General features: G+C 56.4%; 6 protein-coding genes. All 6 read right to left on the bottom strand.

Annotated features, from left to right (window positions below; all coding sequences use genetic code 11):
• Positions 1-6: 6 nt before the first annotated feature.
• On the bottom strand, positions 7-1,374 hold the full coding sequence (locus H7F20_RS00830; RefSeq protein ID WP_185784253.1) for a vanadium-dependent haloperoxidase: 1,368 nt from the start codon (positions 1,372-1,374) through the stop codon (positions 7-9).
• Entirely contained in the window at positions 1,371-4,646 is a 3,276-nt protein-coding gene (locus H7F20_RS00825; RefSeq protein ID WP_185785780.1) for a VCBS repeat-containing protein, read from the bottom strand. Before H7F20_RS00825 ends, H7F20_RS00830 begins: the two co-directional genes overlap by 4 nt.
• Positions 4,639-7,983, bottom strand: a complete 3,345-nt coding sequence (locus tag H7F20_RS00820) for a VCBS repeat-containing protein (RefSeq protein ID WP_370588453.1) — start codon at positions 7,981-7,983, stop codon at positions 4,639-4,641. Before H7F20_RS00820 ends, H7F20_RS00825 begins: the two co-directional genes overlap by 8 nt.
• 1 nt (position 7,984) lies before the next feature.
• Positions 7,985-11,275 (bottom strand): VCBS repeat-containing protein, encoded by a 3,291-nt coding sequence (locus H7F20_RS00815; protein WP_185784251.1) that lies wholly within the window; start codon positions 11,273-11,275, stop codon positions 7,985-7,987.
• 191 nt (positions 11,276-11,466) lie between these two features.
• Complete coding sequence (locus tag H7F20_RS00810; protein ID WP_185784250.1) at positions 11,467-13,104, bottom strand: RagB/SusD family nutrient uptake outer membrane protein; 1,638 nt, start codon at positions 13,102-13,104, stop codon at positions 11,467-11,469.
• 18 nt (positions 13,105-13,122) lie between these two features.
• The gene (locus H7F20_RS00805) at positions 13,123-16,260 is read right to left on the bottom strand and encodes a SusC/RagA family TonB-linked outer membrane protein (RefSeq protein ID WP_185784249.1); all 3,138 of its coding nucleotides are present in this window, start codon (positions 16,258-16,260) and stop codon (positions 13,123-13,125) included.
• Positions 16,261-16,502 lie beyond the last annotated feature (242 nt).

Raw genomic sequence — 16,502 nt, 5'->3', positions numbered from 1 at the left:
CGCTATTTACTGGCCGGAATCCGCCTGTTGCGCCATGGCGGTCTGCGGCTGTGTCATCTGGAGGTTGTCGACGACAAAGTCGCCCAGGGAACGCCCCTGCTGCAGTCCCACCTCGATGGCCATACGGTAGTGGATACCCCCGTACATCCGGCTGATGGCCGCTTCGGCCGAGGCCTGGTTAAACGAATCGTACGACCTCACCGGCAGCCCGTACGGCAGTTCGGTGTCGTCATCAAAGGCGAACTGGTCCCCGAATATACTGGTGAGGGCCGTTGCCGCCGCACCGGACACCACGCTGTGGCCGCTGGTGTATTCCGGGAAGGGCGGGGTCTGAAGCACAGGTTTCCAGCTGTCGTCGATATGCTGGTTGATCAGGGTTTCCGGCCGGATCAGGTTGCTGCGGTATTTTTCGTCCCAGCAACTGATAAAGCCGTCGAATATGGCCATGGAGGTCTTGGTATACGCAAAAACCGTTTTGTCAAAGTCGCTCCCATCCTTCCGGCAGGCTATTTTCGTGATCCCGATCCAATGGGCCCCGGGACTGATCTTTTTCGTGGCGAACATCAGGTGGCCCCGGGTCACCGAGACATAGGGGTTGCAATCCCAGAAACGGGCAATGGCAACCTCTTCGGACTCATCGCCTTTTTCGGTGATGGCATTGCCCACCTCATAGACCTCCATCAGTTCCCTGTGGAAATCCGAACCCGGCTCCATGGAAAACGGGGCAGGGGGCGCGGGCTTGAACTGGGCCGCAGAATCGATTACCAGGGTCCGGATCTTGCTCCAGTGGGGCTCAATCCCTTCCATATAGGCAGGGGGAGTGGGTTGCCAGCGGGAGGGTTCGTCCGTGTTGACCGTGAATTTGGACATGGTCCGTGTCTGTTTGTAGTTATCCTTGTCCATCCAGTTGGCGATATAGGAGGCTACTTCCATCCCGTAATCACGGGAAACCTCGAATTCGTCCGGGTTCCTGTCTACCCACTCTGCGTACAGGCTGTCGCGGAATGCAATAATCCGGTCCTCTGAGAAGATCAGCTGCCGGCTCAGGTCCATGTGGGCAACCATGGCGGCCAGGGGATAGTTCACCCCGGCACCGTCGGCTGGTTCGGGGATGTTCCCCAACCCGGAAACCTGCCCGCTCAGCGACTGGTAGGCGGTATTCTGCAGGGCCATGATTTCATAGGCCGCAATGTTCGGGTAGACATAGATCCGGCTGGCGACGGGCGGGCTGAAGATGTCGTGGACCATCACCTCCGTTACCTTGTCTACCGAGGCGTGGTAATCCTCCGCTGATATTGCGATGGGTTCCGTCTTTTTGGCACAGGAAAGTGCCAGGAGGCCCAGGGTCGCTAGTAGTGCAATTCTCGTCTTCATGGGTATGCTATTTTAGTATTTGTCATTTCGTAAACTGCCGCCGGGGCATTGTTGAATACCACCAGCAGGTAAGGGGTTTGGCCCATCCGGATAATCTCCAGGTGCCGGACGGATTTGTGGATCAGGTCCAGGCCCGAACTATTGGCCAAAAGTATTTTATTTTCACCGCCAATCAATGCCCCCGGAAAAGAATCTAACCGGCCCTGGTAGGGTTTGACCCCGAAGTAATTCCCCGCGGCCAGGAGTTCTTCCTGACCGTCCCCGTCAAAATCGAAGGACAGGAATTCCATGATGGGGGCCACCTGCATTACCAGCGGGAAGGCCACAAACTCAAAACGCCCCCCTTCGTTGCGCAGGAAACCCGAACGCAGTTCGGAAACCTCCAGGATCTCGGCCTTTTCCAGCTGTTCTTCGGGGAAGATCTCCTCCAGGGTCTTTCCGGCAAAGTCTTTGTAATTCGGGTATTTCTTTCGAAGGAAAACCATTTGGGATGCCAGTTCATCCAGGCCGGCCAGGGGGTAGTAACGGCCCTTCTTGGCGGTTGCCACAACCGGGTCGGTAGCGCCGGAATCGTCCAGGTCGCCAAGGTAAAGCCGCATCGGGGAGGCCGCGGAAGCGGTGAACTTTGAATTGGACCCCCAGTTACCCAGCGCATAGTCCAGGTCCCCGTCCCCATCCATGTCAAAGGGGGCAATATCCTGCCAGAGCCCGGCGGGGGCAGTAACCGCTTCTTCCACCAGCCGCCCCTGGCGGTTTGCAAAAAACCGGGGCGCCATCCATTCTCCCACGACGATCAGGTCGGATTGCCCGTCCCCGTTGAAGTCGCTCCAGACCGCGTCCGTCACCATCCCCAGTTGTTTCCCTTCAAATTCCGGTGCCGGGCTGAAATGCCCCTCCTCGTTGATCAGCAAAAACGATTCCGGACGTTTCCCGAATACCCCGGTTTCGGACTGGTTCCCCACAAAGAGGTCCAGGTCGCCGTCCCCGTCCACGTCATAGGGACGCACCACGGAAGCGTTTGCAAAGTCCTCCGGAAGCGATTGCCGGAGGAAGCCGTCGGCATCCCGCCGGTAATAGCCGTTCAGCAGGAATTCCGAGGAGCCGAAATAATCGGCCCCCCCGTTGAGGACAATCAGGTCATTGCGCCCGTCACCGCTGAAATCGGCGATGGCGGCATCGATGTTTTCCTGTACACTGTCCTGCAGGATCCCCGTCCAGCCAGAACCTGCCCGGGCAGCTTCGGCATAGGTGGTATCACGCTGCAGGAAGATCTTTGGGGGAATGCGTTTGGACCCGCCCAGGAACAGATCTTCCCTGCCGTCCCCGTCCAGGTCGCCGGCGGCCAGGGCCGGCCCCCGGTCTGCCAGGCTATACGGCAGGAGTTTTTCGCGGTTGAAGTCGGTATACCGGTCTTCGAGGTGGGCGTAATTCAGGCCCAGGTTGCCCGCTACTTTCCGGAAGACGGGTTGTCCGGTTCCCTTCTTTGCAGGATCCCGGTAGGGGCGGGTAGCTTCCGGACGCAGGGTCAGTGTCTGGTCCAGGCCGGGCTGTCTCAGGGTTTGGTAGCGATTGTCCGGCCACACGACCCGCAGGGAATCCAGCCTGGCCCCTTTCGGGAAGCCAAAGTGCAGCAGGGGCTCCGAAGAGGCCTGGAACCCGCGCACCGGGTAGAGCTCCCGGTAGCGGACCTCCCCGTTTGAATACGCATAGGCCTTGGTTCCAATCCCATAAGGATTGGCCGCTGAAAATTCGAGTCGCAGCTTGAGATAATGGTTCTCCCCCTGGCTCTGGTTTACCAACAGGGTGGCCTCCCCGTTGATATTGCTGATCACCAGGTCCAGGTCCCCGTCATTGTCGAGGTCGGCCGTGGCGGTGGCCCCGGAGAGCGTGGTGTCCAAACCGATCCATGCCTGGGTCCGGTCGGTGAATTGCAGGTCTCCCCCTCCCTGGTAGATGTAGTTGTGCACGGCACCCGAGGGCATCATGTCCAGGGCTTTCTGGTCCACAAGGCGGGTATTGTCCATTTTGTTGCTGATCTGCTCATTGGAGATAAACCGGACAAAATCCAGGTCGTTGGGCCGTTTGGGGATGCCGTTGGAGATGAACAGGTCCTGGTAGCCGTCCAGGTCGTAATCTGCGAACAGGGCACTCCAGCTCCAGTCCGTGGCTGCCACCCCGCTCATCAGGGCCGTCTCCAGGAAGCGGCCATCGGGCTGGTTGACGTACAGCATGTTCCGGGTGAACTGGTAGTAGTAGCCATATTCTTCCGTCCGCATTTGCTGGGTTTGGAGTTTATCGTCCCCTTCAGAGGACTTTAGCGGCACCTCATCTTCGGGCAGCATATCCAGGGAGATGAGGTCGGGCCGGCCGTCGTTGTTGATATCCGCCACGTCGCTTCCCATGGAAAAGCGGCTGGTGTGCCCGAAATAGGCCCGGAGGCTTTCGGTGAATGTCCCGTCCCCGTTGTTCAGGTAGAAGTAGTCGTCCTCGTGGAAATCGTTTCCGATATACAGGTCGGGGAGGCCGTCCTGGTTGAAGTCGGAAACGGCGAGTCCCAGGCCATAACCGTTGATCCCGCCAAAAATCCCGGCCTCCTCGCTCACCTCTGTAAACCGGCCGTTGTCATTGCGCAACAGCTTGTCTCCCGTATCGTAATTCCGCTCGTAGCGCAGCTGGGCCTTCCCGTAGGAATCCTGTGTGTGCACGGCATGGTTCAGGAGGTACATGTCCAGGTCCCCGTCCCCGTCATAGTCAAAAAAGGCGGCATTGGAGCTGAAGGTGTCAAAATCCAGCCCGTATTTCCCCGCGCTTTCGGTAAAGGTGTTGTCCCCGTTGTTGATGAATAACTCGTTGTGCCCGGTAAACCCGTTGATGCCTACCACGGCGCAGACATAGATATCCAGCAGCCCGTCGGCATTTACATCGGCCATCACAGCCCCGGTATTCCAGGTGCTGTTGCCCCCCACGCCCGCCGATTCGGTAATGTCCCGGAACCGCATACCCCCCTCATTGAGGTAGAGCCGGTTTTTGACCTGGTTGCCGGAGAAGTAAATATCCGGCAGGCCGTCTCCGTTGATATCCCCTACGGCCACCCCCCCGCCGTTGTAGAAGTACAGGTAATCCAGGATGTTCAGCTCGTTGGATTCCTGCAGGGTATTGGCAAAATCCACCCCGGTCCTGGAAGCCGGGGGGGCATCAAAGCGGTCGCCTCCCTGGCCGCAGGAGGCCAGCAGAAAGATAAGTAGGGCAGCTATGTATCGGGCGTCAGTCATTGAGGGCATACAATCTGGGTTGGCTTTCGTTTAGTGCGGCAAGCAGGTAGCGCCTGCCCGCGGCATCGCGCAGGGTCTGCAGGTATTTCACTTCTTCCCGCAAAAAGAAGCCGCTTTTTTCGTAGGGCTGCCATTGGAAATCCATCTGGCCGTTCCCCAGCAGTACGTTGCCGTAGCCCGCGTCAAGGCGTGAAAATTGGGGCTTGAATTCAAAATTGTTGCCGGCCATGACCAGGTCAAGGTTGCCGTCCCCGTTGATATCTTCGCAGCTGATCCCGCAAATACAGGACAGTTGTACCCGGGAGGGCAGGGGCTGAATGCGGAAGGAGCCGTTTCCTTCATTGATAGCAATCACCGACTCTGATATACGGGAAGATTTTACGATGGAGCGACTCACCAGTTCCGGGGGAAACAATTCCTGTATCGTGCGCTGGGCGTAGACCGATGCCTTCAGGTTTTCCTTTTTCAGGGAGACCACCTGGGCAGTGAGCTCCTTTTTCTGGTGCAGCGGGTAATCCCCGGATTCTGTGCTGAGGGTCACCACCTGTTCCAGCGTACCGTTGCTGTCAAAATCGTTTACCCACATCTTCATGGGTTTTCCGGGGGAGGGCTTGTAGTGCAGGTTGGAGCCCTGGTTTCCAAGCACCAGGTCCAGGTCCCCGTCCCCGTCCAGGTCTGCGGCAGCCACCGAACTCCACCACCCGTCCAGGCTGTCCAGGGAAGTAGGGACCTTGCTGACCCTGCGGCCGTTGTTCCGGTAGATGCCCGGAATACCCCAGTCCGAAACGGTGACCAGGTCGTTGCGGCCGTCCCCGTCCATGTCGGCCCAGACCGCCCCGGTAATCATTCCGGCATCTTTCAGGTCATTGGCCACACGTTCGGAAACATCCCGGAATTGTCCAGTGCCGTCGTTTTCCAGGAACAGGTGGTCCGGGTTGACCCCGTATATCCCCACCACAGACCGGGAACCGATAAAGACGTCCATATCGCCATCCTGGTCAAAATCCTGGGGGGCCACCACCGACATGTTCTTGACGCGGGTGGGTAATTCCCCGGGTGCCTTCGTAAAGCTGCCCTTACCGTCATTGAGGTATAATCTCGGGCGGTAATTCCGGTACTGGTCGGCCTGGTTCCCCCCGGATGCGACCAGGAGGTCGGGATCGCCGTCCCCGTCTGCATCGAAGAAGGCGGCAGCCGTATCCTCGTAGGGGCTGTCTGTTTCAAAGGCCGGGATCCGGGACCGGGTTACTTTTCCGCCGCCCTGGTGGAGGTAGAGCGCCCCTTCCTGTCCGGATCCCCCGCCCAGGTAGAAATCGTCGTTTCCATCCCCATTGACATCGGCCACGGCCAGGGCAGGGCCCTCCTGCGACAATTTGCTGTAGATCAACCCCTCGTGGTCAAAATCGTTATAGGCATCTTCCCGGTGCGGCGACACTCCGGCCAGCGGCAGCTCCCGGAGCAGTGGGGTTATGGGTTTTTGTCCGGGGGGCGTATAGGTATCCCCGGCCTCGGCATGGTCGAGTACCCATTCCCGGTCGGCTTCCAGGCTTGTCAGCAACTGGGTCCGGTCGTCGGGCCAGACCACGCGCAGGGAGTCCACGGTGTCCGAATCTCCCAATCCCAGGGCCAGGACATAATCGATGCTGGACTGAAAACCCCGGGAAGGGATGAGCTCCTGTACCAGGATCTTGTCACCTGCAAACAGGCGTACCGTAGCCCCGATCCCGAACGGGTTTTTTGCAGGCCCCTTAAGGCGGAGGCGGATGTAGTGGTTTTCTTTCTGGTTATCCGTTTCATTCCGGTAGACAAAGGCAGGCATGTTGACGTTGTTGATGACCAGGTCCAGGTCCCCGTCATTGTCCAGGTCCCCGTAAGCAGCCCCGTTGGAACGGGTCGGCATCTCAAAGCCCCAGTCGGCATTGGCATTGTCAAAGGTGATGTCCCCGTTGTTGCGGAAGGCGTAATTGGGCTGTGGCTTGATCGGCATTTTCTGGATGATGGAATCGATGGACTCCTTTTTGCCGGTAAGGGCCATTTTCTGGATGATCTCATTGGCAAAGAAGTCCACGAAATCCAGGTCTGTCAGGTCGTGGTTGATCCCGTTGGTCACGAAGATATCCCGCAGGCCGTCGTTGTCCATGTCGAACAGCAATCCCGCCCAACTCCAGTCCGTGGCATCCACCCCGCTGAAATAGGCCACTTCCGAAAAGGAACCGTTGCCGTTGTTGAGCTGGAGTGTGTTCTGGATGTATTGCTGGTAAAAATCCTTGCCCTGTTTCAGATTGTACACGTTGTAACCCTCGAATTCCATGACAGATTTGACCCGTTCTTCGGGCTCGGGGAGCATATCGGTGATAAATACGTCCTGGTGGCCGTCGTTGTTGATGTCCCCGATGTCGATCCCCATGGCGGAAAGGCTCAGGTGGCCTGTCCATTCCTTGATTTGCTCGGAAAACGTACCGTCCTGGTTGTTGATATAGAGGTAATCCCGTTCATAGAAGTCGTTGGAGACGTAGATGTCGGGATACAGGTCCTGGTTGAAATCGGAAACCAGTACCCCCAGGCCGAATCCGATGAGGCTGCCGTAGATCCCTGCCTCCTCGCTTACGTCCGTGAAGGTCCCCCCGTCGTTCCGTAGGAGCATGTCGCCGACCCCGCGGAAGATATGGGGCACGCCTTCCCAGTCCTGGGCCCGCACTTCCCGTTGTTCCGCATACCCCAGGCTGCTCACGGGGATATTGCTGTTGTTGAGGATATAGGCGTCCAGGTCGCCATCCTTGTCATAGTCAAAAAAGGTGGCGTGAGTGCTGAAGCCCGTCTCAGCCAGGTTGAACTCCGCGGCGCGCTCCGTAAAGGTCAGGTCCCCGTTGTTGATATACAGGTCGTTGTCGTGGTTGTTGCCCTCCATGTTTCCCGCGTTGCTCACATAGATGTCCAGCAGGCCATCGGCGTTGATGTCGGCCATGGTCACCCCGGTAGACCAGGGTTTGTTGCCGCCCACCCCGGCCGATTCGGTGATGTCCTCGAACCGGAAACCACCCCGGTTCAGGTAGAGTTTGTTCTGTACCATGTTCCCGGTCAGGAAAATGTCGGTAAGTCCGTCGTTGTTGATATCCCCCAGGGCCACTCCGCCGCCGTTATAAAAATTCCGGTACTTGAATATGTTGAAATCCTTCTGGTTCTCCACCTGGTTGACAAAGTCGATGCCGGTACTGTCCGAAGGGAGCAGGGTAAACAGGGTAGCCTTCTCGGGTTTCGCGGCAGGCTCCGTCTCTGCATCGGTACATCCCAGCATACAGGCAACCCAAACAGTCAGGAAATATCTTAAATAACTCATATTACTTTTCATCTTTTTGAAACAGGGCAGGAGCCATGTCGTTCCTGCCGATTATGTAGGTTTTTTTACCGTCAACTCTCAGGGTATCGACTTTCCGGGCCGCCCCCGACAGGGGCAGGGACAGCTCCGGGGCCCAGCTCAGGCCGCCCTTGCCGTCATTGGTGAGCACCAGCCCGTTGAGGGCGTCCAGCCTGCCGAGTTGTGTGCTGATCTCATACAGGTTGCCCACCAGCAGTACGTCCGGGTCGGCATCCCCGTCCAAATCGTCCACGAAAATATCAAAAACGGCCGAAGCCTGGGCAATTCGCGGCAAGGGTTGTGGCCGGAAACTCCCGTCCCCCTGGTTCAGGTACAGGGTGCTCCGGAGTTCGGTGACTTGCGTTTGCCTGGATTGCTCCAGGGCATCCGCCCCGAAGAGGTCGTCCAAAGAGGCCTCGGCAAAGCCCTTGTAGGTCCGGAACTTCTTGTTCAGGAACGGCATTTGCTTTCCCAGTTCATCCCGGGAGGCAAATGGGGTCTCCACGCCGTTGTGGTAGTAGGTGACAAGGGGTTCCGCTGCCCCGTTCCCATCAAAGTCATTCCGATACAAGCGCAAGGGTGCTTCAGCGGAAGCCCGGAATTTACTGTTCAGCCCCCAGTTCCCCCCGAGCAGGTCGAGGTCCCCGTCCGAATCGATGTCAACGGCTTCCAGGGTGTTCCACCACCCGGCCGACCCTCCAAGGCCCGGGGTATTTTCCCGCTGCCATATCCCGTCCCGGCTTTTGAAAATGCTGACCGGGGTCCAGTGTCCGGCGACAGCGAGTTCCGCCTGCCCATCCCCGTCAAAGTCACCGCTGACCGCAGCGCTGACCGCACCAAAATCCAGGAGGCCCGGGAACCGCCGGGCGGTGACATCCGTAAAATGCCCCGCTCCATCATTCTCCAGGACATAATGCCGGGGTACATCCCCGTAGGCCCCGGGTACGGCGTCGGAGGTGATCAGGATATCCGGGTCCCCGTCCCCTTCCAGGTCAAAGATAACCAGGTCGGAGGCATTCAGTTCGACCCCTTCAAAAGCGCTGTGGTCCCTGAAGGGAATGCCTTCACGGTTCATATAGAGCCGTGGCCGTACCGGATCGCCCTGTCGGAACTCATTTCCGCCGCTCGCAACCAGGAGGTCGGGCCAGGAGTCCCCGTCGGCGTCAAAAAATACATGGGCTGTGTCCTCGCTCAGGGCATCTTCTTCAAAGAGTTTCTCAAATGCTGCGGCAAACACCCCGCCTGCTTCCTGCAGGAACAGGGCGGATGCCTGTCGTTTTGCCCCGCCGATGAATACATCGTCCAGGCCGTCCCGGTTAAAATCAACAATGGAAAGGTCCGGGCCCTGGTTGGAGTAGGCATACGGGATCAGGGGTTCCCGGTCAAAGTCGAGGGTTGGGTTTTCCAGGTGCACAAAAGGGATCAGGCTATCGCGCACCACCCATGGGGCCTTTCCGTATTTTACCTCCCGGTAGTAGTGCCCACCCGCAGCTTTCTGGTCCAGCAGGAGGTTCCCGCCAGCAGGCAGGTTGGTTAACCTCTGGAAAGCCCCCCCGGGCCAGATAACCAGCAGGGAATCGGCGGCGGCCTGAGCACCCAGGCCAAAGGTCAGCTCCGGGGCAACGGCCGACAGGTATCCCCGGGTGGGGAAATTCTCCTGGGCCATGGTCTGTTGCCCGGAATAGACGAGTACCCGGGCGCCAATCCCGAATGGATTGCCCGCGTCGCCTTTGAAGGTCACCCTGAGGGAGGTGTTTCCAGAGAGCGTATTCTGGTATACGGATGCCGTTTGGTCCATATGGTTGACCACCAGGTCCAGGTCGCCATCCCGGTCCAGGTCGGCATAGACGCAGCCGTGGCTGTAGGTAGGGGTCGTTTGCATCCATTTACCGGCCATGTCTTCGAAGCGGAGTTCCCCCGTGTTGCGGAAGATATAATTCGGCACTTTTTTGGCGGGGATTTCCCGGGTGAGCGGCATATCGGAATCGGACATGCCCGCGTCAATCCGGCGCTGTATGTCTTCATTCGCGATAAAGTTCATATAGTCCATGTCGTTGGTGGCCCCCTTGATACCATTGGTAATAAACACGTCCTTCATGCCGTCGTTGTCCAGGTCGGCAAGCAGGGTCCCCCAGGACCATTCGGTACTGGCGAGGCCACCCAGGAAGCCGATTTCCGAATAATGGCCGTCCCCCGCGTTCAGTTGGAGGGTATTCTGCATGTACTGGGGGGAGAACCCGTTCTTCAGGTATTGCTGGTAGATGGGGTAGCCGTATTCCAGGCCGGAGGTTTTGTAAGTTACCAGGTCTTCCGGCAACATGTCCAGGGAGATAATATCCGCCAGCCCGTCATTGTTCACATCTGCAATGTCGTTCCCCATACTGAAATGCGTGGTATGCCCGATGGGGGAGTGGTCACCGGAAATCACCTCCCGGAAACTGCCGTCGCCCTGGTTCATGTACAGGTAATCGTTCTCAAAGAAGTCGTTGCCGATATAGATGTCCGGGTAGCCGTCGTTGTCCAGGTCTCCCACGCTCAATCCCAGGCCGTACCCCGCCTTGCCCTGGAAAATGCCGGCTTCCCGGCTGACATCGGTAAAGGATCCCGCGTCATTGCGAAACAGCCTATCCCCGGACAGGGCATCGTAGCCCTCCCGCTGGGAACCCCGTCCGTAGTTGCGGTTGGGGTGTACGGAATGGTTCATCAGGAACAGGTCCAGGTCTCCATCCAGGTCGTAGTCCAGGAATGCGGCCTGGGTGGACAGGCCGGAGAAGTCGAGGCCGTAGTCTGCCGCCTGTTCCTCGAAACGGGGAATGCCGTTCTTGTCGGGCCCCTGGTTCACATACAGCATGTTCCGACCGTTCAGGGAACGATATCCCGAGGCTTTGCAGACATACAGGTCCAGCAACCCGTCCGCGTTGATATCCACATGGGTGACCCCTGTGGTCCACCCCTGGTCATTCCGGATCCCGGCTTTGGTGGTAATATCCTCGAATTGCAGGTGGCCCCTGTTCAGGTACAGGGCGTCGGCTTGCTGGTTGGAAACGAAATAAAGGTCCGGCAACCCGTCGCCGTTGAAATCGGCCACAGCCACCCCGGCCCCGTTGTAGTAATAGAGGTAGTTCAGGATATTGAGTTCGGGGGATTCCGCGAGCGTATTGGCAAAGGTGACCCCTGTTTCTGAAGGGTCCAGTTCCCGGAACAGGTAATCTTCCCTTCCCCGACAACTGCCCAGTGCCACGAGTGCCAGTACTACGCCGTAAATCTTTTTCATAACCGCTGTGGAACAGCTCGCTAAATTACGGAATATTGCCTGGAAGGCCCAGCCACAAGGGGTTGAACTGTAAGACATTAACCATCTGTTAGCCTTATTAATCAATCATTAATACTAATTGCTTTGACCCGGGAATTCTATAAAAAAAAGGCCGCCCGAAGGCGGCCTTTACAATTAGATTCAATTGATCCCTAGTAACCCGGGTTCTGTTGCAGGTTCGGGTTTGCCAGCAATTGCGGCAGCGGGATCGGGAAGAGGTTCCGGGTCGCGTTACCGATTTCCGCATCTCCTTTAAATTCCCAGTTGCGCAGGTACTGTCCAAAACGGATCATATCGTTCCGCCTCCAGTGCTCAACGTAGAGTTCCCGGCCGCGTTCATCGAGCAGATCCTGCTCGCTGAGGGAACCCAGTAAGGTGGCACCGCGGAGTACGCGAAGCTCATTGACCAGGGCCAGGGCGTCACCGCCGCTGGCACCCCTCAGGATGGCTTCAGCCTTCATGAGGTGGGCATCAGAATACCGGAACCAGATAACGTGGCCCGTAAAAGCGCCGTCAAAGCGGGCCTGGTATTTCATCACCCGGATCCCCGTACGCTCGCTGTTGTTGATCAGGCTGGGTTGGCCGTTTCCGTCCACAAATCCACGGGAGAACACGAGCGGGTTGGCCTGCCTGTCCTGGAGCGCATTTCCTTCAACCCCGTACTGTTGACCTACAAGGAAACCGACTCCCACGTCGGAACCGAGTTCAAAACCGTTTTTGTCTGAAGTTCCCGGAGCTCCGGTGAATGGCACGCCAATGGAAGGCACACCACCGCGGCGCTCTTCCTGTCCGTCGATCTGGGCGGTGAACAGCGAAGATTCAAACCGGTTTTGATTCGGGTCGCCTTCGAAAAGGTCGTAGAATTCCGCCAGGGTACTGAATCCGTTCCAGCCTCCGGCACCTTCTCCGATATTGTTGTAGTGCAACCCGTTGTAGATCCGGTTCCCGGTATTGGCTGCATCCCCGAACCAGATGGTTTCGGTGTCAGCAGAGCTTTCGAAAATTTCAAAATAGCCTTCCTGAAGGGCATAACCATCGTCGGCAATAGCGTCTACCAGGTTGACCACCTCCTGCATATCCGCAGCATTCGGGGTTCCGCCCCCGCCAGTCAGCTGGTTTTCAAAAATATGCCGGTTCAGGAGCACTTTAGCCTTCAGGTACCTTGCGGATGCCTTGCTAGCCCGGTTCTGTTCGCCCGTGCCGGCAGACAATGCGGGCAATTCGGCAATAGCAGCATCGAGGTCGCTCAAAATAAAGTCCACTGCAGCAGCTCCGGTAAGAACTGTAGGTACTTCGGAGGAAGACAGGGTAACATCCCGATAAGGTACCTGTCCGTAGAGGTCCAGGACCAAATACATACTAAAGGCCCTGAGGAAGCGCGCCTGGGCAGCGACATCCGGTGAGGCGTTACTCCGGTCATCCAGGATTTGCGAAGCCAACAGCTGGTTGGCATTCCACTGGTCAAACGGGGTGATGATGTCGGTCTCTTCCAGGCCCCATTCGTGCTGGTGGAGTTTCCGCCAGCGACCATTGTCTCCCCAGTCGGCACCCCGCGTGGGTACGAGCTGTTCGTCAGTGGTTACTTCGTTCAGGGCAAAGGTATTCGCCTGGTCACCCAGTGCGCCGTCTACCTGGTTGTAGAGCTGGCTCAGGGCAGAGGCGGGTTCCTGGATCCCCTGGAAACCTTCAGAGATAAATGAGTCGGTTTCCTCGATCTCCAGGTTGGTACAGGCACTGAGGCCGGCAACCGCAATTAGAGTTAAGAAATATTTGAGATGATATCTTTTCATGATATACAATTTTTTTATTTAAAAGGAGGCATTAATGCCAAAGGTTACTGTAAGCGGCCTTGGGAACGCAGCCCAGTCGATACCGCGGGAAGGAACTCCGGAACCGAGCTGGCCGGTTGCTACGGTTACTTCCGGATCGATACCACTGTAATCCGTCCAGAGGGCCAGGTTCTGACCCGTCAGGGAGAAACGCATAGTATCGAAGAACCCTTCACCACTTAGAGGCACATTATAGCCAATGGTTGCGTTCTGAAAGCGGACAAAATCACCTTTTTCCAGGAAGCGGGTGGATACGGCAGTGGATGCCGCACCGTTCTCACCACTGGCAACTACGCTTTGCGTAACGTTACGGGAAGTGGTCAACTGACCCGCGTTGAAAAAGGAGTTCGCCGTGTTGTTGTAGACGGAGAATCCGAACTGCCCGCTGAAGAAGGCACCGAAGTCCCAGTTCTTATAGCTGGCATTCAGGCTAAGGCCCGAAGTTACATCCGGAAGCGCATCTTCGCCGGTAAACTTCTTGTCTGAATCCGGGTCACCGACACCGTTGCCGTCTACATCCACATACTGCGGGTTGCCATCGGCATCAAAGCCGGTGAACTCCGCCATGTAATAGGCAAAGAGCGACTGCCCGGCTTCGAAACGCTGGGCAAAGGCCCCTGAAAGACCAGGTCCGTTAATAGCCCCCGTATTGATGGATCCGTCGAAATTCTGGATCTCATTGTCGTTGTAGGCAATATTGAAAGAGGCGCTCATATTAAAGTCCTCGGATTGTACAAAATCGTATGACAGGGCCAATTCAACCCCCTGGTTAACCACTTCGGCATCCACATTTCCAAACTGGAAAGGGTTGGTCGACGGGGCAGCCGGCGGAGTCTGCAGCAGCAGGTCCTGCGTCGTATTCTGGTAGACATCGATGCTACCGTTGAACCGGTCATTGTTGAATCCGAAATCCAGACCGACGTTGAAGTTGACGGTTGACTCCCACTTCAGGTCCGGCACATCCGTAGCGACGATCGATAAACCACTTCCGTTCACCGTATTGTCGTTATTGATGCCCAATCCGGCAAAACGCTGGCGCGCTACGAAGTTTCCGTAGCCCAGTCCGTCCTGGTTACCTGTAATACCCGCACTGAGACGAAGTTTCAGCGTAGAGATGCTCTCCCCGATGAAGTCCTCTTCGCCTATCTGCCAGGCAAATGCACCGGAAGGGAAGTACCCGTACTGGTTTTCGGGGCCAAAACGGGAAGACCCGTCCGCCCGCATGGTAGCTGTAAAGAGGTACTTGCCGGCGATACTGTAATTTACCCGTCCAAAGAAAGACTGCAATTCGTCCGTGTTGTCATAATTATCAGCGACGATTGCCTGTATCCCTTTTTCGAACCCAACATCACCCAGGGTTTCGGTTACAGCGTTCGGCTGACCCTGTGCGTCGAACAGGCGGTTCACAACCAGGTTGCCTGTGTTTGTGCCATAATAGAATTGCTGGTAGGATCCCGGAATTAGACCGGCTATGGTATTGACGGTATTCCTGAGCGTCTCACCCATTCCATTTAGTTCCGAGCGTGAGAACCCGCGTCCCGCAGCATTTCTTCCTACGGTGCGGAAATCCTGATAGGCGTAACCGACCAGGGCGTCCAAATTGGAGTTGTCAAATTGCTTGGCATAGGACAGCGTTGCCTCTAGCGTCTTGTTTTCCCGGTCCAGAATATTATAGGTTCCAAATCCATTCCCGGAGATACCGATGATCTGAAGGTTGGAATTCAGCACCGATGTATTCTCGCTTTCGGATTTGTCATATCCCAAATTGACCTTACCCCGCAGTTCCGGCGTAAACTTGTATTCGACGGAACCATTGATAAGTACCCGGTCCGTGTTAGTGATATTCTGGGTAGAGTTCAGATAGTTAAGTGGATTGATGAGGTTTCCACCGGGGTTAAAATCTTGATTGGCGGGCCAGGTCGGGTTGGCCGAATAGGCTGCCCCGAGGACATCCCCCTGGAAACCGGCTCCCGATGCAAGGGGAGGCTGTTCGCGGTTGATACGGGAAATGGATGCCTGAAGCCCGAAGATGAGCTTGTCGTCAAAAAAGAGCTGGTTCAGGTTGATCCTCCCGGTAATCCGTTCGAATTCGGATTTTTCCACCACCCCGAATTGCTTCTGGTACCCGAAGGTCGCCCGGACGTTGCCGGATCCATAGGCCCGTGAATACGCCAGGTTGTGGTTGGATGAAGCCGCTGAGCGAAGGACCAGTTGCTGCCAGTCCGTATTGCCTCCGAAATCGACCCCATTGCGGTCCCCTCCGTAGAGTTCAACCGCATCGAGGAATTGCTCCCGGTTCAACAAATTGTACTCCCGAACGGGAGTAGCCATGCTCAAATTCGAATTCCACTCAATTTTGCCACCCGCGGCCTTCCGTCCGCTTTTGGTGGTGATGATGACCACACCGTTGGCTCCCCGCGACCCGTAAATGGCCGTTGCGGAGGCATCCTTCAGGATACTGATGCTTTCAATGTCATTCGGGTTTAGGAAGTTCAACGGGTTACCCACGTCGCTTCCACCCTGTCCGGAATCCCCCTGGGCATCGGTATTCTGACCGAAAAGCGGTACGTCGTCAACCACGAAGAGTGGCGCGTTGTTACCGCGCACGGAGTTGGATCCACGGATGTTTACCTGAATGCCGGCACCGGGCTCCCCGCTTGTTTCGGAGATGTTCACCCCGGCAGTTTTACCCTGGATCAATTGTTCCGGGGAGGAGATTACCCCGCCGTTGAAGTCTTCAGAAGTTACTGCAGTCACCGATCCGGTCGCATCCTTAACGGTAGTCTGACCGTACCCGATGATTACAACTTCGTCCAGAGCCTGAGCATCTTCCTCCATCGTTACATTGATGGTGGAACGACCGTTGACCGGCACTTCCTGGGTGGCGTAGCCGATGTAGCTGAACACCAGCACGGCATCGCCGTCAACTCCATCCAGGGTATAGTTCCCGTCAAAATCCGTTTGTGTACCAGTGGTTGTTCCCTTTACCACAACACTAGCCCCTGGAAGGGGTCCGGTCGCATCAGAAACAGTACCTGATACTTCTTGGGCCTGAGCCACGCCGAAACATAGAAATGCCCCCACGAGCAGCAAGCTCTTCAGTAACGTAATCTTCATAGATAGTGGATTTTTAAGTTTAGTTAATTCAATTCAAGGGGTTAAAATATGTAAAAAATTTGTTAATCGCCCAAAAACACGGTCCTTATCAACTGCGAAAACGGTTTCGTGTTAATAACTTTGATAAATGCGAATGTAATAATTATTGGTTGGTTTAATTATACATCCCGCATTGTGAGGGTGCGTGTTTTCGAGATGCGCCAACAAATATACAATTTTTTGCATCCGTTTACAATTCATTA

The organism is Robiginitalea sp. SC105 (genome assembly GCF_014243345.1).
Taxonomy (GTDB): Bacteria; Bacteroidota; Bacteroidia; order Flavobacteriales; family Flavobacteriaceae; genus Robiginitalea.
This window is presented reverse-complemented; position numbering and strand designations above follow the sequence as displayed.

Bases quoted from the DNA above. Each gene is read 5' to 3' on its own strand.
- H7F20_RS00830 (WP_185784253.1), bottom strand. From the start codon at position 1,374: ATGAAGACGAGAATTGCACTACTAGCGACCCTGGGCCTCCTGGCACTT.
- H7F20_RS00825 (WP_185785780.1), bottom strand. From the start codon at position 4,646: ATGACTGACGCCCGATACATAGCTGCCCTACTTATCTTTCTGCTGGCC.
- H7F20_RS00820 (WP_370588453.1), bottom strand. From the start codon at position 7,983: ATGAGTTATTTAAGATATTTCCTGACTGTTTGGGTTGCCTGTATGCTG.
- H7F20_RS00815 (WP_185784251.1), bottom strand. From the start codon at position 11,275: ATGAAAAAGATTTACGGCGTAGTACTGGCACTCGTGGCACTGGGCAGT.
- H7F20_RS00810 (WP_185784250.1), bottom strand. From the start codon at position 13,104: ATGAAAAGATATCATCTCAAATATTTCTTAACTCTAATTGCGGTTGCC.
- H7F20_RS00805 (WP_185784249.1), bottom strand. From the start codon at position 16,260: ATGAAGATTACGTTACTGAAGAGCTTGCTGCTCGTGGGGGCATTTCTA.